Here is a 17,831-nt window from a genome sequence, read left to right as displayed (position 1 = left end):
CCGGTTGAGGCCATTATTCTTCGCTGAATAAATCGCCGCCATGCATGTCGATCATTTCCAGGGCTTTACCGCCGCCGCGCGCAACGCAGGTCAGCGGATCTTCCGCGACGACAACAGGAATGCCTGTTTCTTCCATCAGCAGACGATCCAGATTTCTCAGCAGCGCACCACCGCCCGTCAGAACCATGCCACGCTCGGAAATGTCAGAGGCGAGTTCTGGCGGACACTGTTCCAGCGCGACCATTACTGCACTCACAATTCCGGTAAGCGGCTCTTGCAGGGCTTCAAGGATTTCATTTGAGTTAAGGGTAAAGCCGCGTGGCACACCTTCTGCCAGGTTACGACCACGCACTTCGATCTCACGCACTTCGTCACCCGGGTAAGCAGAGCCGATCTCATGCTTGATACGTTCCGCTGTGGCTTCACCAATCAGTGAACCGTAATTACGGCGCACATAATTAATGATGGCTTCATCGAAGCGGTCACCACCGATACGCACGGAAGAAGAGTAAACTACGCCGTTCAAAGAAATGACGGCAACTTCAGTGGTACCGCCACCAATATCGACTACCATTGACCCGGTCGCTTCAGAAACCGGTAAGCCAGCGCCAATGGCGGCCGCCATAGGTTCTTCAATCAGGAACACTTCACGTGCACCCGCCCCCTGGGCAGATTCGCGGATTGCGCGGCGCTCAACCTGCGTGGCACCGACAGGCACACATACCAGCACGCGCGGACTTGGACGCATAAAGCTGTTGCTGTGAACCTGCTTAATGAAGTGCTGCAGCATTTTCTCGGTCACGAAGAAGTCGGCGATAACGCCATCTTTCATAGGACGAATGGCTGCAATATTGCCCGGTGTACGGCCTAGCATCTGTTTGGCGTCATGACCAACGGCCGCTACACTTTTAGGTGAGCCGGCACGATCCTGGCGAATAGCCACTACGGAAGGCTCGTTCAGCACGATGCCTTGTCCTTTTACATAAATCAGGGTGTTCGCGGTACCCAGGTCAATGGACAAGTCATTGGAAAACATGCCACGAAATTTTTTAAACATACTAAGGGATAATCCTGCAAGCTGGAGGCGGAAAATAAAATCCGCTTACTTTACCAACCACACGAAGCTGCCACAAGGCGCAAAAACGTTCTGCTTCGGTGAAAAATTAGGCGACATTCGCATTAAATCATTTACAGCTGTTTCGCACACGAGCGGAACAGCGATATCACGCTATCAGAGCTGCTTGTTAAAGAATTTTCTTAACTTTACTCCGACATAAAATCTAACATTTCAGGCGCTCTATTCTGCCTGTTTGTTGTCCTGTATTCACTAAAAGCTGGCGTAAAACCGGCGAATTCAGGCAAACGATTAAATCTGGTAACGTTGCGAGTACTTTTTCACATTACTGTTGACCGGCTGAGAAGGTGAAAACAGGTCGCCCTGCCCGCCTTCAACGCCTAATTCGACCAGAGTTTGCCACTCCGCTTTTGTGCGAACGCCTGCCGCATAAAGCCGGGTACCGGTCGGCTTGCAGACGTCCAGCAAGCTCCGCACAAACAGCTGATTTTCAGTACGGCGCTCAATGTTGCGCACCAGGCCGGCATCCAGCTTGATTAACGCGACCGGCAGTTGCCTGATATAGGCGCTACTGACTACCGTCAGTCCTGCCTGACTGATGGCAATCCGGCAGCCAAATGCCTGGAGCGAATGCAACACCGGAATCAAACGGCTGATGTGTTGACAAACATCCCCTTCCGCAAGTTCAAATAAAAATCGTTTTCGCTGACTTTTTGGGCAGGCCAGCAACATTCGCTGCAACCAGACGACAAAGGGACGCTTTAACAGAGAGTCGATACTGACCGGGATAACCAGTGTTTCTTCAGGCCACAGCTCTGACAAAGCGGCAATGCGCAACACCATCTGCCGGTCCCAGCTCTCTACCATCCCAAGCTGCTGCACCAGTGGCATGTATTCAGCCGACAGCACTTCTTTATCACCATCAAAGATGCGGCTGAGTATGACACGATGACGAACCTTGCCCTCACGGTCCACGGCAGGTTTTTGATAGAGCCGCGGCCCACCGCGACTGAGTGTATTTTCCAGCAAAGTGCGCCAGCGAACACTGCCGCGCCCGGCATCCTGCGGATTGCCCGCGCCGTTTGACCAGTTATTGCCACCGGACAGCGTTGCCCGTCGCGTCGCCATCTCCACATTTTCCATTACCTGCGGCACCGTCTGGCCACTGTGCCAGGCGCTGATACCAATGTGAATAAAGTCGTCACGGTTCACCATGCGCATAGGAGGTAACGCATCAACGGCATTAATTAACTGGTCAGCGATGCTGTTGGCCTCTTTCAGGCTGCGGTGCGGCAGCAATACCGCAAAATCACTGCGAAAATAACGCGCAAGAAGCGCGCCGGGATAACGCATGACAAAAGTGGACAGCATATTGACGACGTTAAACAGGTACTCTTCAACCAGCACCGGTCCAAGCGAGTGATCGTGCGTGTCGAGCTCAGGAAAGCGGATCATCATGACCACGCCGTGTGTCCCGACATCTTCCTGGTCCTCCAGCAAGGTGGCCAACTGATTATCGAAGAAAAGCCGGTTATTCAGCCCGGTTCGGCCATCCTGCGCAGCAAAGGTACGAATTAACGTATCAATGCGAACGCGCTGCTCGCCGGCTTCCTGTAAATCTGACAGAAGCTGATCGATCGCCCGACTGGCTTTGGGCGGCCACTCATCACGCTGCTTTTGGCGGAAGAAGGTACGCTCGCCAGCAAGAATCGATGCCGAACGACTTTCCAGGTGTTCCATCCCGCGCCATTGACGCACCAGCCAGCGATGGATGATGGACAGCATCACCGCCATAATCAGTACAACCAGCACGAGGGCGACAAGGGTATAAGTCGCAGGAATCGAGCGTAGCCAGGTTTGTGCAGGATCGAGAATCGTCAACTGGAGCCGCATTCCCGGTTGGTGCATTAGCGCAATGTCAAAATGGATATAGCGGTTTTTTTCGTGCTCGAGCATCTGATTTTCATGGCGGGACAGCGTAAAAACAGGTTGGCGACCGTTATAGAGAGAAAGTTGCTCCGCGTTAATAACAGGTAACATCGGGGCCAGCCAGGCCTTGAGCGCATCGGGAGGCTGGCTCAGCAAGACGTTATCAACTTCGGTCGCCAGCACCTGTACGCGACTTTCGACGCGCTGATGCGTGAGCCAGAAAACACTAAAAGCACAACCCACCAGCATTAAAACCATTGCCAGTACGCTAATCAGTGTAATAAATGCAGAAAGTTTGGTCGTTAATCGCATCCCTGTGCCTGTTTCACTTCGGTTGTCGCCGGATCACGCTGGCGCTGCACGGCAGCCGGAAGAAATTTGAGCAAAATAACACAAATGTCGTCTGGCAACAGTGGCGTTGTGCGTGAAGGCGAAGTATACCGCTGAGAAGATCTCACAGCGCCTGATTCTACATTTTTCAGTGGATTCCCATTTGAGAGCGAAGCCAGGAAATTTCACATTTTTGCAGCGAAATTCGCCAGCATAAGTAATAGTCATCATGCTGGTTGAGACTATCGCGCCTGGAGAAAAACGATGAAGCCGACTAAAAGCCTGACCGAAGCAGATGTAACGCCAGAAAGCATCTTTAATATGAACCGTCGTCGGGTGCTTCAGACGCTGGGGCTGGGTGCCGCGGCCATGGGCCTTCCCGGCATGGCGAATGCTGATATCCTGAGCTGGTTCAAAGGCAACGACCGCCCTGCTGCCCCCGCAGGCCGTCCGCTTGACTTTACCAAACCCGCCCAGTACCAGGCTAACCTGCCCTTAACGCCCGCCGATAAAGTTTCCGGATACAACAATTTCTACGAATTCGGTCTGGATAAAGCCGATCCTGCGGCGAACGCCGGTACCCTAAAAACCGATCCCTGGAAACTGACAATTGAGGGCGAAGTGGCTAAGCCCGTGACGCTGGACATGGATGATATTTTTAAGCGCTTCGCGATGGAGCAACGAATCTATCGCATGCGCTGTGTTGAAGCCTGGTCGATGGTCGTTCCCTGGATCGGATTTGAACTAAATAAACTGCTGAAGCTGGCAGAACCCACCAACAAAGCCCGCTTCGTCGCCTTCCAGACGCTGTACGCGCCCGATCAGATGCCAGGGCAAAAAGACCGGTTTATTGGCGGCGGGCTCAATTACCCTTATGTAGAAGGTTTGCGCCTGGATGAAGCGATGCATCCGCTTACGATTCTGACAACGGGCGTATACGGTAAAGCGCTGCCGCCGCAGAATGGTGCGCCGATTCGCCTGACGGTTCCGTGGAAATATGGCTTTAAGGGCATCAAGTCCATTGTGAAAATTACGCTCACTCACGATCAACCGCCAACGACATGGAATCAGATTGCCGACAATGAGTATGGTTTCTATGCCAACGTGAATCCCCATGTGAACCATCCACGCTGGTCACAGGCGACCGAACGTTTTATTGGTCCGGGCAGTAGCTTTAATGTGGATCGTCAGCCCACGTTACTCTTCAACGGTTATGCCGATCAGGTTGCCTCGCTCTATCGCGGCATGGATTTGCGGGAGAATTATTGAGTGCGCCTGACAATAAAGCAGATCGGCTGGCTTAAAGTCCTGTTGCATCTGGCTGCGTTCCTGCCGTTGGTTTATTTGATCATGGCCGCGATGCACGGTGGACTGAGCGCCGACCCGGCAAAGGATATCCAGCATTTTACCGGCCGAATGGCATTGAAACTGCTGCTGGCTACGTTGCTGGTGTCGCCCTTAACGCGCCTGATAAAACAACCCCTGCTCATTCGGACCCGACGCCTGCTGGGGATCTGGACATTTTTCTGGGCCAGTTTGCATTTGACCAGCTACTACCTGTTGGAGCTGGGAATAAATAACATCGGCCTGCTGGGCAGTGAGCTGATTTCCCGGCCCTATCTGACGCTGGGGATCCTCTCCTGGTTTATCTTGTTGGCGCTGGCCGTCACGTCTTTCCAGCGCATGCAGCGTAAACTCGGCAAACGGTGGCAAACATTGCATAACCTGATCTATCTGGTCGCGATCCTGGCACCTGTCCATTATCTCTGGTCAGTCAAAATCCTTTCGCCGCAACCCATTATTTATGCGCTTTTAGCTCTGGTCCTGTTAGCCTGGCGTTACAAAAAGTTCATTAAGTGGTGGCCGCCTTAACCGCTCTTTTCCCCGCTATCGTCTGCAAAAATGCGGTCTCCGGACCGCATCCGATCAACTTCGCAGATAAGACCAGTATTTTGCTGCGAAATGCCACGAAACGGATATAATGGCCGGCTTTATTGCGATTTGACGCTTCTTTTTCACCGTGACGGGTGACAAATGGAAAGCGGCAAGGTATTTTACGCGATGCCTCAATGATTGCGGGAGATGGCAGCAAGATGGCCGATAAATTACATATTCTGCTTTTGAACGGTCCCAACCTTAATCTGTTGGGAACGCGCGAGCCTGAAAAATACGGGGACGTCACGCTGGATCAGATCGTTTCTCGTCTGGTGCAGCAGGCAGACCAGTTGAATGTAGCGTTAAGCCATTTGCAGTCCAATGCTGAATATCAGCTCATTGATCGCATTCATGAGGCAAAAGGCAACGTGGATTATATCATCATCAATCCTGCCGCGTTTACGCACACCAGCGTCGCACTTCGTGATGCGCTGTTAGCAGTGGACATTCCCTTTATCGAAGTTCATCTGTCAAATGTGCACAGCCGCGAGCCCTTCCGCCAACATTCCTATTTTTCTGATGTCTCTGCGGGCGTTATTTGTGGGCTTGGCGCCGATGGCTACTCGTGGGCATTACAAACGGCAGTAAAGCGCCTGTCTCATACTAATTAATCAAACTGAGTACGGAACCCCATTCATGGATATTCGTAAAATTAAAAAACTGATCGAACTGGTTGAAGAATCTGGCATTTCTGAGCTGGAGATTTCCGAAGGTGAAGAGTCTGTTCGTATCAGTCGTGCACCTGCAAACACTGGTTATCCGATGATGCAGCAGGCTTATGCTGCGCCTGTTGCTCAGCAACCGGCGCTGGCGAGCGCCGTGGCACCTGTTGCCGCTGTCGCAGAAGCTGCACCAGCAGAAATCAGTGGTCACATCGTACGTTCACCGATGGTCGGTACCTTCTACCGCACACCAAGCCCGGATGCGAAAGCGTTTGTGGAAGTGGGCCAGAAAGTCAATGCCGGTGACACGCTGTGCATCGTTGAAGCCATGAAAATGATGAACCAGATCGAAGCCGACAAATCTGGCGTTGTTAAAGCCATTCTGGTCGAAAGTGGTCAACCGGTAGAATTTGACGAGCCACTTGTTGTCATCGAATAACGGGGCGAACCATGCTGGATAAAATTGTTATTGCTAACCGCGGTGAGATTGCACTGCGCATTCTGCGTGCCTGTAAAGAACTGGGCATTAAGACTGTCGCTGTTCACTCAAGCGCGGACCGTGACCTGAAACACGTGCTGCTGGCAGACGAAACGGTTTGCATCGGCCCGGCACAGTCGGTCAAAAGTTATCTCAACATCCCGGCGTTGATCTCTGCTGCAGAAATCACCGGCGCGGTGGCGATTCACCCTGGCTACGGCTTCCTGTCTGAGAACGCGGATTTTGCTGAGCAGGTTGAGCGCTCTGGCTTTATCTTTGTGGGTCCAAAAGCTGACACCATCCGCCTGATGGGCGATAAAGTGTCGGCCATCACGGCGATGAAGAAAGCTGGCGTGCCGACCGTACCTGGCTCCGATGGCTCACTGACCGATGACATGGAAAAAAACCGTGCCTTCGCCAAGCGCATCGGCTATCCGGTCATTATTAAAGCCTCCGGCGGCGGCGGCGGTCGTGGTATGCGCGTTGTGCGCAGTGACAAAGATCTGGAACAATCCATCAACATGACGAAAGCGGAAGCCAAAGCGGCTTTCAACAACGACATGGTGTACATGGAGAAGTATCTGGAAAATCCACGTCACATCGAAATCCAGGTTCTGGCTGATGGCCAGGGCAACGCCATCTATCTGGGCGAGCGTGACTGTTCTATGCAGCGCCGCCACCAGAAAGTCGTGGAAGAAGCGCCAGCACCGGGCATTACGCCAGAGCTGCGTTCATTCATCGGTGAGCGTTGTACTAAAGCCTGTATCGATATCGGCTATCGCGGCGCAGGGACGTTTGAGTTCCTGTACGAGAATGGCGAGTTCTATTTCATTGAAATGAACACCCGTATTCAGGTTGAACATCCGGTCACCGAAATGATCACCGGCGTCGACCTGATTAAAGAGCAGCTGCGTATTGCTGCTGGCCAGCCGCTGTCAATCAAGCAAGAAGATGTGATTATTCGCGGTCATGCGGTTGAATGCCGTATCAACGCCGAGGATCCGGTCACCTTCCTGCCAAGCCCTGGTAAGATTACCCGTTTCCATGCACCGGGTGGTTTTGGTGTGCGTTGGGAATCCCATATTTATGCGGGTTACAGCGTGCCGCCGTATTATGATTCCATGATCGGAAAGCTCATCACCTACGGTGAAACCCGTGATATCGCCATTGCCCGTATGAAAAACGCGCTGGCGGAGCTGATTATCGACGGCATCAAAACCAACATCGAACTGCAGATGAAAATCATGTCCGATGAAAACTTCCAGCACGGTGGTACCAATATCCACTATCTGGAGAAAAAACTCGGCCTGCACGAGAAGTAATCGCAATGCTGAGTTAGTCTGAGGCCGGATATTCCGGCCTTTTTCTTTTCCCGCTGGCGTTAAGGTCACATCATGGACGCGCGTTTTTTACAGGCTCACAAAGAGGCTCGCTGGTCGCTCTGTCTCACGCTGGCCTGGCTGGCTGTCTGGGGCATTTCCGCCTGGTCGGGCGGCGATGCGGTTGGCATAACCGGTTTGCCACGCTGGTTTGAGCTCTCCTGCATTTTTGCGCCTCTGCTGTTCATTTTTCTGTGCTGGCTAATGGTCCGTACACGCTTCCGTGAGATGTCTCTTGAGGAGGAAGATGAACACTGAAATCATCCTGCCACTGTTGGCTTATCTGGTCGTTATTGCCGGTCTGTCCGTCTTTGCGATGCGTAAACAGCGCAAAGGAAATTTCCTGACCGAGTATTTTCTGGGTAGCCGTTCGATGGGCGGATTTGTGCTGGCTATGACCATCACCACCACCTATATCAGCGCCAGCTCCTTTATCGGTGGCCCAGGCGCAGCGTATAAATATGGTCTGGGCTGGGTGCTGCTGGCCATGGTTCAGGTTCCTGCTGTCTGGCTTTCACTGGGTGTACTGGGGAAGAAATTTGCCATTCTGGCGCGTAAGCATAATGCGGTCACGCTTAACGATATGCTCTATGCGCGCTATGGCAGCACACTATTGGTGGTCCTGGCCAGCCTGAGTTTACTCGTTGCCTTTGTGGGCGCGATGGCCGTGCAGTTTATCGGTGGCGCACGCCTGCTGGAAACCGCAGCCGGTATCCCCTACGACACGGGATTACTGATCTTCGGTGGGACTATCGCGCTTTATACGGCATTTGGCGGCTTCCGGGCCAGCGTGCTTAACGATGCCATGCAGGGCATTGTGATGCTGATTGGCACCTTTTTGCTGCTGTTTGCGATTATTCACCATGCCGGAGGGATCCACACTGCTGTAGAAAAACTGCATGCGATTGATCCCAAACTGCTGTCTCCTGAGGGGCCGGGCGATATCATTACGCCGACGTTCCTGAGTTCGTTTATCGTTCTGGTCTGTTTTGGCGTTATCGGTCTGCCCCACACCGCTGTCCGCTGTATTTCCTACAAGGACAGTAAAGCCGTTCACCGGGCGATTGTTCTCGGCACTATCGTGGTGGTGGTACTGATGCTGGGAATGCATCTGGCAGGCGCGCTGGGCCGCGCCATATTGCCCGATCTGACCGTGCCGGATCGGGTTATCCCGACGCTGATGATTACCGTCCTGCCGCCGCTGGCCGCAGGGCTGTTTTTAGCGGCGCCGATGGCGGCGATCATGTCGACCATCAATGCGCAGCTGTTGCAGGCTTCCGCTACGCTGGTTAAAGATCTGTATTTACGCCTCGCACCTCAGCAACTGGACAATGAGCCACGACTGCGGATGTTATCGGGCACGGTGACATTTGCCCTGGGTGTCGTTTTGCTGTTCGTGGCCTGGCATCCGCCCGACATGATTATCTGGCTTAACCTGCTGGCGTTTGGTGGGCTGGAGGCAGTATTCCTGTGGCCGCTGGTTCTGGGGTTATATTGGGAACGCGCCAATGCCGCAGGCGCGCTCAGCGGGATGGTGGTGGGCGGAGGCTGTTATGCCATTCAGGCAACCCTGGGCCTGCAACTGTGGGGATTTCATCCCATCGTGCCTTCCTTATTGTTAAGTCTGCTGGCGTTCCTGGTCGGCAATCTGTTTGGGCGTTTACCCGCCGTGGTTAACGCACCACAACACTGAATTAAGAGAGATGTTATGCCGTGGATTCAAATCAAAATTAACAGTTCTGGCGCCAACGCAGAGGCGCTGAGCGATGCACTGATGGAAACCGGTGCCGTGTCAGTGACCTTTCAGGATACCCATGACACGCCCGTCTACGAACCTCTGCCCGGGGAAACCCGTTTATGGGGCGATACCGATGTTATCGGGTTGTTCGATGCCGAAAGCGACATGGAAGGCGTCATTGCCGAACTTTCACAGCATCCACTGCTGGGAGAGAATTTTCGCCACAAGATCGAGCAGATCGAAGACAAAGACTGGGAACGCGAGTGGATGGAGAACTTCCATCCTATGCGCTTTGGCGAACGCTTGTGGATCTGCCCGAGCTGGCGCGATGTGCCCGATCCGAATGCCGTCAATGTCATGCTGGATCCCGGGCTGGCTTTCGGAACCGGCACACATCCCACCACATCGCTCTGTCTGACGTGGCTCGACGGTCTGGATCTGAACGGTAAAACGGTGATCGATTTTGGCTGCGGCTCTGGGATCCTGGCGATCGCCGCCTTAAAGCTGGGTGCAGCGCAGGCCATAGGCATTGATATCGATCCTCAGGCGATTCAGGCCAGCCGCGACAATGCCGAGCGCAATGGGGTGGCGGACCGTCTGTCTCTTTATCTGCCGCATCAGCAACCGGAAAACCTGCAGGCTGATGTGGTGGTGGCAAACATTCTTGCCGGACCGCTGCGTGAGTTAGCGCCGCTTATCCGCGTGCTGCCTAAACCAGGCGGGCATCTGGGGTTATCAGGCGTGCTGGAAAGCCAGGCCGAGAGTGTCTGTGAAGCTTATGCCATGCACTTTGCGCTGGACCCTGTCGCCGTTAAGGAAGAATGGTGCCGGATTACGGGTGTAAAAAACGCTTAGCGTCGTAAACGATGCGAGCGTCAGACTCTGCCCTGCGAACGTCGCAGGGCTGTATACCTTCTCCTCATACAGATGAAAGCGAACCTGTCTGGTCGTCGCTGCCTTTCACGCTCAATCGCTATGCTTTTGTCAACCGTCTGTACGGCGTGTTGTGTCGTTAATCACGGTATGTGACGTTTTTTATCTGGCGAATGCCGAATCTTCGTCGGAAAAACCTTTGTTCACAAAATAAACATAACTGGATAACGCCATGATTTTTAATGTCATTTATCCATAACACCCTTGTCAGAGCAGACTAAAAGCAGTTTTCTTGCGAATTGTTCAAAGTTTGGCCTTTCATCTTAAGAAAAAAATGCGTAATATACGCCGCCTTGCAGACACAGTATGGCATTACGACTTCATGCGCATTGGAAACCTCCAGCTGAGAAATCGACTGATTGCGGCACCGATGGCCGGTATTACAGACAGGCCTTTCAGAACGCTTTGTCATGAGATGGGTGCAGGAATGGCGGTTTCTGAGATGTTGTCATCCAATCCCGAAGTGTGGGCCAGTGACAAATCTCGTTTACGCATGGTGCACAGTGATGAACCCGGCATTCGTGCCGTCCAGATTGCAGGCTGTGATCCCAGTGAGATGGCTCAGGCTGCACGTATTAATGTCGATGCTGGTGCACAGGTGATTGATATTAATATGGGTTGCCCAGCCAAAAAGGTGAACCGCAAAATGGCGGGGTCGGCCTTACTGCAATATCCTGCCGTGGTCGAGTCTATTCTCTCTGCCGTGGTAAATGCGGTTGATGTACCGGTCACATTGAAAATCCGTACCGGTTGGGATCCAGAAAACAGAAACTGTGTCGCGATTGCCCAATTGGCTGAGCGTTGTGGCATTCAGGCTTTGACGATACATGGCCGCACTCGTGCCTGCCTGTTCAACGGAGACGCTGAATACGACAGCATTCGGACAGTTAAGCAGAGTGTCTCTATTCCGATTATCGCGAACGGAGACATAACTGACCCGCATAAAGCCAGAGCAGTGCTCGACTACACCGGAGCCGACGCTTTGATGATAGGACGTGCTGCTCAGGGAAGACCGTGGATCTTCCGGGAAATCCAGCATTATCTGGACACTGGGGAGCTGCTTGCCCCGCTGCCACTGGCAGAGGTCAAGCGTTTGCTTGTTTCGCATATACGTGAGCTGCACGACTTTTACGGTCCAGGCAAGGGATACCGTATAGCGCGGAAGCACGTGTCCTGGTATCTCCAGGAACATGCCCCAAATGACCAGTTTCGGCGCACATTCAACGCCATTGAGGATGCCAGCGAACAGCTGGAGGCGTTGGAGGCATACTTCGAAAATCTTGCGTAACGAAATAAAGAGCTGAAAGAACTATGTTCGAACAACGCGTAAATTCTGACGTACTGACCGTTTCTACCGTTAACTCACAGGATCAGGTAACTCAAAAACCTTTGCGTGATTCGGTTAAACAGGCACTGAAGAACTATTTTGCTCAACTGAATGGTCAGGATGTGAGTGACCTGTATGAGCTGGTTTTGGCTGAAGTCGAGCAGCCTCTGTTGGACATGGTGATGCAGTATACCCGTGGCAACCAGACCCGTGCTGCCCTGATGATGGGTATCAACCGCGGTACGCTGCGTAAGAAACTGAAAAAATACGGCATGAACTGATTCAGGTTCACACCGTTAATCTCGCCAGCCTTCGGGCTGGCGTTTTTATTTGTGCGCTACTACGCAAATTTTTTTAAAAACGCTGAAACAGTTGCATCACATATGGTAACTGTAGTTGCAGTCGCCAGCGTGACTTTAACAGACTTACCTTTCACATTTTCTCTTCTTCGCGGCCTTTATCTTTTGTACCACCATGCCCTTCAGCCCAGCCCTGTCGGCCTTTTGTGAGCACGGCTACCTTTTTAAGCAATCTCATGTCTGCTTACATAAGCCACATGCAAACAGGCTCACACTGTTGCTAAATAGTGAAACAAATTGCACTAAATGTGATCTACCCGACTCGAAATGCATCCTTTTGGTGCGCCATATTATTGCAGCCTTCCGGATAATTCAGATTATTACCCGATATTTCAGGTGAATTCAGAATTCTGCAAACCTGGCACTGGCTTTGCAAAGTCGTGGATGGCTGATCGCCACAGACAGGAAACGCACACCAAAGTGCGCACTACATAACAACACAACACGACATGCCACACAGGATGCTTTATGAAAAAGATGATGCTCTCTACTCTGGTTGCTGCGGCTTCGCTGCTCGCCGTTGCTCAGCAAGCCCACGCAGGCGCCACGCTGGATGCGATTAAAAAGAAAGGATTCGTTCAATGTGGTATCAGCGATGGCCTGCCAGGTTTCTCTTATGCAGACGCCAGCGGTAAATTTACCGGTCTTGATGTGGATATCTGTCGTGCCGCGGCAGCAGCCGTATTTGGTGATGCAACAAAAGTAAAATATACCCCGCTGACCGCAAAAGAGCGCTTCACCGCATTACAGTCTGGCGAAGTGGACGTGCTTTCTCGTAACACTACCTGGACCTCATCACGTGATGGCGGCATGGGCTTCATGTTTACCGGTGTTAACTACTATGACGGCATTGGTTTCCTGACACACAAAAAAGCGGGCCTGAAAAGTGCGAAAGAGCTGGATGGTGCCACCGTCTGTATTCAGGCCGGTACTGACACTGAACTGAACGTTGCGGATTATTTCAAAGCGAACAAGATGCAGTACACCCCGGTGACATTTGACCGCTCCGACGAATCGGCAAAAGCACTGGATAGCGGCCGTTGCGATACGCTGGCTTCCGATCAGTCACAACTTTATGCACTGCGTATCAAATTAGGTAAACCAGACGACTTTATTGTTCTGCCGGAAGTCATCTCTAAAGAACCGTTGGGTCCTGTTGTTCGTCGTGGTGATGATGACTGGTTCACCATCGTGAAATGGTCACTGTTTGCCATGCTGAACGCCGAAGAAATGGGCATCACCTCTAAAAACGTGGATGAGAAAGCCGCGAAGCCAGCGACGCCCGATATGGCTCACCTGTTAGGTGCCGAGGGTGACTATGGCAAAGATCTGAAGCTCGATAACAAATGGGCGTACAACATCATCAAGCAGGTCGGTAACTATCAGGAAAGTTTTGATCGCAACGTCGGTAAAGACAGCCCGCTGAAAATCGCTCGTGGCCAGAATGCGCTCTGGAACCAGGGTGGTATTCAGTACGCACCACCGGTTCGTTAAGTCTACCTCCCCGTCGGGCACCGTTTTCTGCGGTGCCCCAGCAAGGCTTTCGTTATTGAGGTTTCAACATGTCACAACGCCCAACCGTGAAAAGGGATTTTTCGTTCGGTAATCCCACGGTTCGCGCCTGGCTTTACCAGATCGTGGCGATCGTTATCGTACTGTCTGTGGTGGGTTATCTCGTCCACAACACCGTCATCAATCTCGCTAATCGCGGTATCACTTCCGGGTTTGGTTTTTTAGAACGTAATGCGGGTTTCGGCATCGTTCAGCATCTTATTGATTATTCCGAAGGGGATACCTACGCACGGGTATTTCTGGTTGGCCTGACAAATACCCTGCTGGTTTCCGCACTTTGTATTGTATTTGCTTCCATACTGGGCTTCTTTATTGGCCTGGCGCGTCTCTCAGAGAACTGGTTATTACGTAAAATCGCGAATATCTACATTGAAATCTTCCGCAATATCCCGCCGTTATTGCAGATTTTCTTTTGGTATTTCGCGGTGTTGCGTAACCTGCCCGGCCCGCGTCAGGCGCTGAATGCCTTTGATCTCGCCTTCGTGAGTAATCGTGGCCTGTATATTCCCTGGCCGACCTATGCGCCTGGTACCTGGCCTTTCGTTATCGCTCTAGCACTGGCTGTGGTAGCGAGCTACGGTTTATACCGTTTTAACCGACAGCATCAGCTTAAAACCGGTCAGTTACGTCGCTCCTGGCCCGCAGCTGTTGCGATGCTGATCCTGTTCCCGCTGGTTGCGCATGCAGTTTTTGGTGCCGCCATGCACTGGGATATCCCGGAGTTGCGTGGGTTTAACTTCCGGGGCGGCTTCGTCATGATACCTGAGCTGGCAGCGCTCACGCTGGCCCTGTCGATCTATACGTCATCTTTCATTGCCGAGGTGATTCGCTCAGGTATTCAGGCTGTGCCTTACGGACAGCATGAAGCGGCGCGTTCACTGGGGTTACCGAATCCCGTCACGCTGCGTCAGGTCATCATTCCTCAGGCCATGCGAGTGATTATTCCGCCCCTGACCAGCCAGTATCTCAATATCGTCAAAAACTCCTCTCTGGCTGCCGCGATAGGTTACCCGGACATGGTGTCGCTGTTTGCCGGTACGGTGCTGAATCAGACCGGTCAGGCTATTGAAACCATTGCGATTACGATGAGCGTCTACCTGATTATCAGCCTGCTGATTTCACTGTTGATGAATCTTTATAACCGCAAAATCGCGCTGGTTGAGCGTTAAGAACACGGGATGACTATGTCTGTCACTGCACATGAAACGACGCCCGTAGCCTCCTCGCCGCTGAGCCGGGGCTGGCTATGGGCCCGCAAAAACCTGTTTTCAGGATGGTTTAACACCTTACTGACGTTGTTATGTATCTGGCTGATCTGGCACCTGATCCCCCCGGCGCTGAACTGGCTGATCTTTGATGCCAACTGGTTTGGCACTACGCGCGCAGACTGCACAAAAGAAGGCGCATGCTGGGTCTTCATTCATGCCCGTTTTGGTCAGTTTATGTATGGGCTCTATCCTCATGAGCTGCGCTGGCGCATTAATCTTGCGCTGGTGATTGGCTTAGTGTCGATTGTGCCCATGCTCCTGAAACGGTTGCCCTTTCGTGGACGCTATATCGCCGTCTGGGCGGTATGCTATCCGCTGATCGTCTGGTTTTTACTGTACGGTGGGTTTTTGGGACTGGATCGCGTGGAAACGCGCCAGTGGGGCGGCTTAACGCTGACCCTGATCATCGCCTCGGTGGGCATTGCGGGCGCCTTACCTTTAGGCATTTTGCTGGCGTTAGGGCGCCGCTCTAAAATGCCTGTTGTCCGTACGCTGTCTGTCATCTTTATTGAGTTCTGGCGTGGCGTTCCGCTGATCACCGTGCTGTTCATGTCATCGGTCATGCTGCCGCTGTTTATGGCAGAGGGAACCACTATCGACAAACTGGTACGTGCCTTAGTCGGCGTGATTCTGTTCCAGTCGGCGTATGTGGCCGAGGTAGTTCGCGGTGGGCTGCAGGCATTACCAAAAGGACAGTATGAAGCCGCTGAATCCCTTGCCCTGGGATACTGGAAGACCCAGATGCTGGTGATCCTCCCTCAGGCGTTAAAACTCACCATTCCAGGCCTGGTGAATACCATTATTGCGTTATTCAAAGATACCAGCCTGGTTATCATCATCGGTTTGTTCGATCTGTTTAGCAGCGTTCAACAGGCTACGGTCGATCCGGCCTGGCTGGGCATGTCGACAGAGGGCTATGTCTTTGCGGCGCTGGTCTACTGGATTTTCTGTTTTAGCATGTCACGTTACAGCCAGTATCTGGAAAAACGTTTTCACACCGGGCGTAAATCGCACTGAGGTTTCTATGACACAAATAATAACTGATTCAACCAATGCGATGATTTCGCTTGAAAATGTGAACAAATGGTACGGCCAGTTTCATGTGCTGAAAGACATTAATCTGCAGGTGAAACCGCGCGAACGTATCGTGTTATGCGGTCCGTCAGGGTCTGGAAAGTCGACGACGATTCGTTGTATCAACCATCTGGAGGAACATCAGAAGGGGCGTATTGTGGTCGATGGTATTCATCTGAATGATGACGTACGGAATATTGAGCGCGTTCGTACTGAAGTCGGTATGGTCTTTCAGCACTTTAATCTTTTTCCTCACCTTACGGTTTTGCAGAACTGTACGCTAGCGCCGATGTGGGTGCGTAAGATTGCCAAAAAAGAAGCGGAGGAGCTTGCGATGCACTATCTGCAGCGCGTACGCATTGCTGAACACGCGCATAAGTTTCCTGGTCAGCTTTCAGGCGGCCAACAGCAGCGTGTCGCGATTGCGCGTTCATTGTGCATGAAACCTAAAATTATGCTGTTTGATGAGCCCACCTCTGCCCTGGATCCGGAAATGGTGAAAGAGGTGCTGGATACCATGATTGGGCTTGCAGAAGATGGCATGACGATGCTGTGTGTCACGCATGAGATGGGCTTTGCACGTACCGTTGCCGATCGGGTGATCTTTATGGATCGCGGCGAGATCGTGGAGGTTGCGCCACCGCAGGAGTTTTTTGCAAATCCGAAGTCAGAACGTACCCGCGCTTTCCTGTCCCAGGTTATTCACTGACCGCTCTCGTTTCTGACCGTACCTCCGTCTCTGACAGAGGTACGGTTCTGACCTTTCCTGTCCGGATGATGCACCACGTTGTAAATCCACCGTCATCCTTTATAAAACTCCGCTTTTTAGCAACTGACGATACGTTGTCGTCGACGGTGCATGCCTGAATCGTGCTGTATCCAGCAAAGGTGAGCTGGCCCAGCCAGTGCTCGTCTGTGCATTGATCGGATATGGGTGATTCAGGCGGGTTTACTGACGGCTTATAGGGTGATCCACAGGTCTTTCCGCTTTAACCCTGATACGCGTCTGCCTGAGCTGGCCCGTGATGCACTTTATGTGGACGAGCCTGCTGGCGACAGGTAGAAATCGACGTTGCGGAAGTCAGCCAGCCCACCAATGAGGCGAGTTTCACGACTTTGGTGCCGGCGGTAGCGCGGCTTCCGCTGAGGTGATCGGCTCGTCCCTTTCGGTTTCAGGCGAATAACCGACGTAAAAAAGCCCCGTACTTTCGTACGGGGCTTCTCTACTTTATTGATGCCTGGCAGTTCCCTACTCTCGCATGGGGAGACCCCACACTACCATCGGCGCTACGGCGTTTCACTTCTGAGTTCGGCATGGGGTCAGGTGGGACCACCGCGCTACAGCCGCCAGGCAAATTCTTTATTCGCCGAACTCTAGCCATATATAACTGGTGCTGATACCCAGAGTCGAACTGGGGACCTCACCCTTACCAAGGGTGCGCTCTACCAACTGAGCCATATCAGCACGCAACAGGTATTCCCGGCATTATTATGCTGATGCTCGGGTCGTTCAATTTGATGCCTGGCAGTTCCCTACTCTCGCATGGGGAGACCCCACACTACCATCGGCGCTACGGCGTTTCACTTCTGAGTTCGGCATGGGGTCAGGTGGGACCACCGCGCTACAGCCGCCAGGCAGATTCTGTCTGCCGCACCGCCCTCTCGGGCCGCACGGCGTTATCCGGTAAACAAGGCTGAAAATTCTTCTGTCTCTCAACCCAAAACGCCTCTGGCGTTGTAAGGTTAAGCCTCACGGGTCATTAGTACCGGTA

The 17,831-nt window shown here is 52.6% G+C and carries 16 protein-coding genes, 1 tRNA gene and 2 rRNA genes; 14 read left to right on the top strand and 5 right to left on the bottom strand.

Going from position 1 to position 17,831, the window contains the following annotated elements:
- Positions 1-13 precede the first annotated feature (13 nt).
- Together mreB and csrD are read right to left on the bottom strand one after the other, a co-directional pair.
- Positions 14-1,057, bottom strand: coding sequence for a rod shape-determining protein MreB (gene mreB / locus C7433_RS19570; protein ID WP_003855260.1), 1,044 nt, complete (start codon positions 1,055-1,057; stop codon positions 14-16).
- A 309-nt stretch (positions 1,058-1,366) separates the two neighbouring features.
- Complete coding sequence (gene csrD, locus C7433_RS19565; protein WP_110268752.1) at positions 1,367-3,316, bottom strand: RNase E specificity factor CsrD; 1,950 nt, start codon at positions 3,314-3,316, stop codon at positions 1,367-1,369.
- A 282-nt stretch (positions 3,317-3,598) separates the two neighbouring features.
- Between csrD and msrP the strand changes: the two genes are divergently transcribed.
- The 14 genes from msrP to C7433_RS19495 all read left to right on the top strand — a co-directional run bounded on the left by msrP (position 3,599) and on the right by C7433_RS19495 (position 16,768).
- Complete coding sequence (gene msrP / locus C7433_RS19560; RefSeq protein ID WP_110268751.1) at positions 3,599-4,603, top strand: protein-methionine-sulfoxide reductase catalytic subunit MsrP; 1,005 nt, start codon at positions 3,599-3,601, stop codon at positions 4,601-4,603.
- Complete coding sequence (msrQ, locus tag C7433_RS19555) at positions 4,604-5,206, top strand: protein-methionine-sulfoxide reductase heme-binding subunit MsrQ (RefSeq protein WP_110268750.1); 603 nt, start codon at positions 4,604-4,606, stop codon at positions 5,204-5,206.
- 221 nt (positions 5,207-5,427) lie between these two features.
- Positions 5,428-5,880 carry a type II 3-dehydroquinate dehydratase gene (aroQ, locus tag C7433_RS19550; protein ID WP_033740114.1) on the top strand — a complete coding sequence of 151 codons (453 nt, stop codon included), beginning with the start codon at positions 5,428-5,430 and terminating at the stop codon, positions 5,878-5,880.
- Positions 5,881-5,905: 25 nt separating this feature from the next.
- Positions 5,906-6,370: an acetyl-CoA carboxylase biotin carboxyl carrier protein gene (gene accB / locus C7433_RS19545; protein WP_033740068.1), complete on the top strand. Its 465-nt coding sequence runs from the start codon at positions 5,906-5,908 to the stop codon at positions 6,368-6,370.
- Between the two features lie 11 nt (positions 6,371-6,381).
- The gene (gene accC / locus C7433_RS19540) at positions 6,382-7,731 is read left to right on the top strand and encodes an acetyl-CoA carboxylase biotin carboxylase subunit (RefSeq protein ID WP_039341728.1); all 1,350 of its coding nucleotides are present in this window, start codon (positions 6,382-6,384) and stop codon (positions 7,729-7,731) included.
- 72 nt (positions 7,732-7,803) lie between these two features.
- A complete protein-coding gene (locus C7433_RS19535; RefSeq protein WP_033740072.1) occupies positions 7,804-8,046 on the top strand; it encodes a YhdT family protein in 243 nt (80 codons plus the stop codon).
- Positions 8,036-9,481, top strand: coding sequence for a sodium/pantothenate symporter (gene panF / locus C7433_RS19530; protein WP_110268749.1), 1,446 nt, complete (start codon positions 8,036-8,038; stop codon positions 9,479-9,481). Before C7433_RS19535 ends, panF begins: the two co-directional genes overlap by 11 nt.
- 15 nt (positions 9,482-9,496) lie before the next feature.
- Positions 9,497-10,381 (top strand): 50S ribosomal protein L11 methyltransferase, encoded by an 885-nt coding sequence (prmA, locus tag C7433_RS19525; RefSeq protein WP_033740074.1) that lies wholly within the window; start codon positions 9,497-9,499, stop codon positions 10,379-10,381.
- Positions 10,382-10,781: 400 nt separating this feature from the next.
- Positions 10,782-11,747 carry a tRNA dihydrouridine synthase DusB gene (dusB, locus tag C7433_RS19520; protein WP_033740115.1) on the top strand — a complete coding sequence of 322 codons (966 nt, stop codon included), beginning with the start codon at positions 10,782-10,784 and terminating at the stop codon, positions 11,745-11,747.
- Between the two features lie 23 nt (positions 11,748-11,770).
- Entirely contained in the window at positions 11,771-12,067 is a 297-nt protein-coding gene (fis, locus tag C7433_RS19515; protein ID WP_003855228.1) for a DNA-binding transcriptional regulator Fis, read from the top strand.
- 546 nt (positions 12,068-12,613) lie between these two features.
- Positions 12,614-13,639, top strand: a complete 1,026-nt coding sequence (locus C7433_RS19510; RefSeq protein WP_033740076.1) for an amino acid ABC transporter substrate-binding protein — start codon at positions 12,614-12,616, stop codon at positions 13,637-13,639.
- A 68-nt stretch (positions 13,640-13,707) separates the two neighbouring features.
- Complete coding sequence (locus C7433_RS19505; RefSeq protein WP_033740078.1) at positions 13,708-14,886, top strand: amino acid ABC transporter permease; 1,179 nt, start codon at positions 13,708-13,710, stop codon at positions 14,884-14,886.
- Positions 14,887-14,901: 15 nt separating this feature from the next.
- The gene (locus tag C7433_RS19500) at positions 14,902-16,002 is read left to right on the top strand and encodes an amino acid ABC transporter permease (protein ID WP_369974391.1); all 1,101 of its coding nucleotides are present in this window, start codon (positions 14,902-14,904) and stop codon (positions 16,000-16,002) included.
- Between the two features lie 7 nt (positions 16,003-16,009).
- Positions 16,010-16,768: an amino acid ABC transporter ATP-binding protein gene (locus C7433_RS19495; protein ID WP_033740081.1), complete on the top strand. Its 759-nt coding sequence runs from the start codon at positions 16,010-16,012 to the stop codon at positions 16,766-16,768.
- Positions 16,769-17,295: 527 nt separating this feature from the next.
- On the opposite strand, the gene rrf (C7433_RS19490) is transcribed toward C7433_RS19495, so the two are convergent.
- The 3 genes from rrf (C7433_RS19490) to rrf (C7433_RS19480) form a co-directional block, all read right to left on the bottom strand.
- Positions 17,296-17,411: ribosomal RNA gene (rrf, locus tag C7433_RS19490) — 5S ribosomal RNA — on the bottom strand.
- Between the two features lie 37 nt (positions 17,412-17,448).
- Positions 17,449-17,524: transfer RNA gene (locus C7433_RS19485), tRNA-Thr, on the bottom strand.
- Between the two features lie 55 nt (positions 17,525-17,579).
- Positions 17,580-17,695: ribosomal RNA gene (gene rrf / locus C7433_RS19480) — 5S ribosomal RNA — on the bottom strand.
- Positions 17,696-17,831: the final 136 nt, after the last annotated feature.

Origin of the sequence: Pantoea sp. PNA 03-3 (assembly GCF_003201175.1) — a bacterium.
GTDB classification, from domain to species: domain Bacteria; phylum Pseudomonadota; class Gammaproteobacteria; order Enterobacterales; family Enterobacteriaceae; genus Pantoea; species Pantoea stewartii.
The sequence above is the reverse complement of the archived record's forward strand: the minus strand, read 5'-3'. Positions and strand labels throughout refer to the sequence as shown.

What these genes read in the sequence shown, in the direction of transcription:
- mreB (WP_003855260.1), bottom strand. Translation starts at nt 1,057, where the DNA reads ATGTTTAAAAAATTTCGTGGCATGTTTTCCAATGACTTGTCCATTGAC.
- csrD (WP_110268752.1), bottom strand. Translation starts at nt 3,316, where the DNA reads ATGCGATTAACGACCAAACTTTCTGCATTTATTACACTGATTAGCGTA.
- msrP (WP_110268751.1), top strand. Translation starts at nt 3,599, where the DNA reads ATGAAGCCGACTAAAAGCCTGACCGAAGCAGATGTAACGCCAGAAAGC.
- aroQ (WP_033740114.1), top strand. Translation starts at nt 5,428, where the DNA reads ATGGCCGATAAATTACATATTCTGCTTTTGAACGGTCCCAACCTTAAT.
- accB (WP_033740068.1), top strand. Translation starts at nt 5,906, where the DNA reads ATGGATATTCGTAAAATTAAAAAACTGATCGAACTGGTTGAAGAATCT.
- accC (WP_039341728.1), top strand. Translation starts at nt 6,382, where the DNA reads ATGCTGGATAAAATTGTTATTGCTAACCGCGGTGAGATTGCACTGCGC.
- C7433_RS19535 (WP_033740072.1), top strand. Translation starts at nt 7,804, where the DNA reads ATGGACGCGCGTTTTTTACAGGCTCACAAAGAGGCTCGCTGGTCGCTC.
- panF (WP_110268749.1), top strand. Translation starts at nt 8,036, where the DNA reads ATGAACACTGAAATCATCCTGCCACTGTTGGCTTATCTGGTCGTTATT.
- prmA (WP_033740074.1), top strand. Translation starts at nt 9,497, where the DNA reads ATGCCGTGGATTCAAATCAAAATTAACAGTTCTGGCGCCAACGCAGAG.
- dusB (WP_033740115.1), top strand. Translation starts at nt 10,782, where the DNA reads ATGCGCATTGGAAACCTCCAGCTGAGAAATCGACTGATTGCGGCACCG.
- fis (WP_003855228.1), top strand. Translation starts at nt 11,771, where the DNA reads ATGTTCGAACAACGCGTAAATTCTGACGTACTGACCGTTTCTACCGTT.
- C7433_RS19510 (WP_033740076.1), top strand. Translation starts at nt 12,614, where the DNA reads ATGAAAAAGATGATGCTCTCTACTCTGGTTGCTGCGGCTTCGCTGCTC.
- C7433_RS19505 (WP_033740078.1), top strand. Translation starts at nt 13,708, where the DNA reads ATGTCACAACGCCCAACCGTGAAAAGGGATTTTTCGTTCGGTAATCCC.
- C7433_RS19500 (WP_369974391.1), top strand. Translation starts at nt 14,902, where the DNA reads ATGTCTGTCACTGCACATGAAACGACGCCCGTAGCCTCCTCGCCGCTG.
- C7433_RS19495 (WP_033740081.1), top strand. Translation starts at nt 16,010, where the DNA reads ATGACACAAATAATAACTGATTCAACCAATGCGATGATTTCGCTTGAA.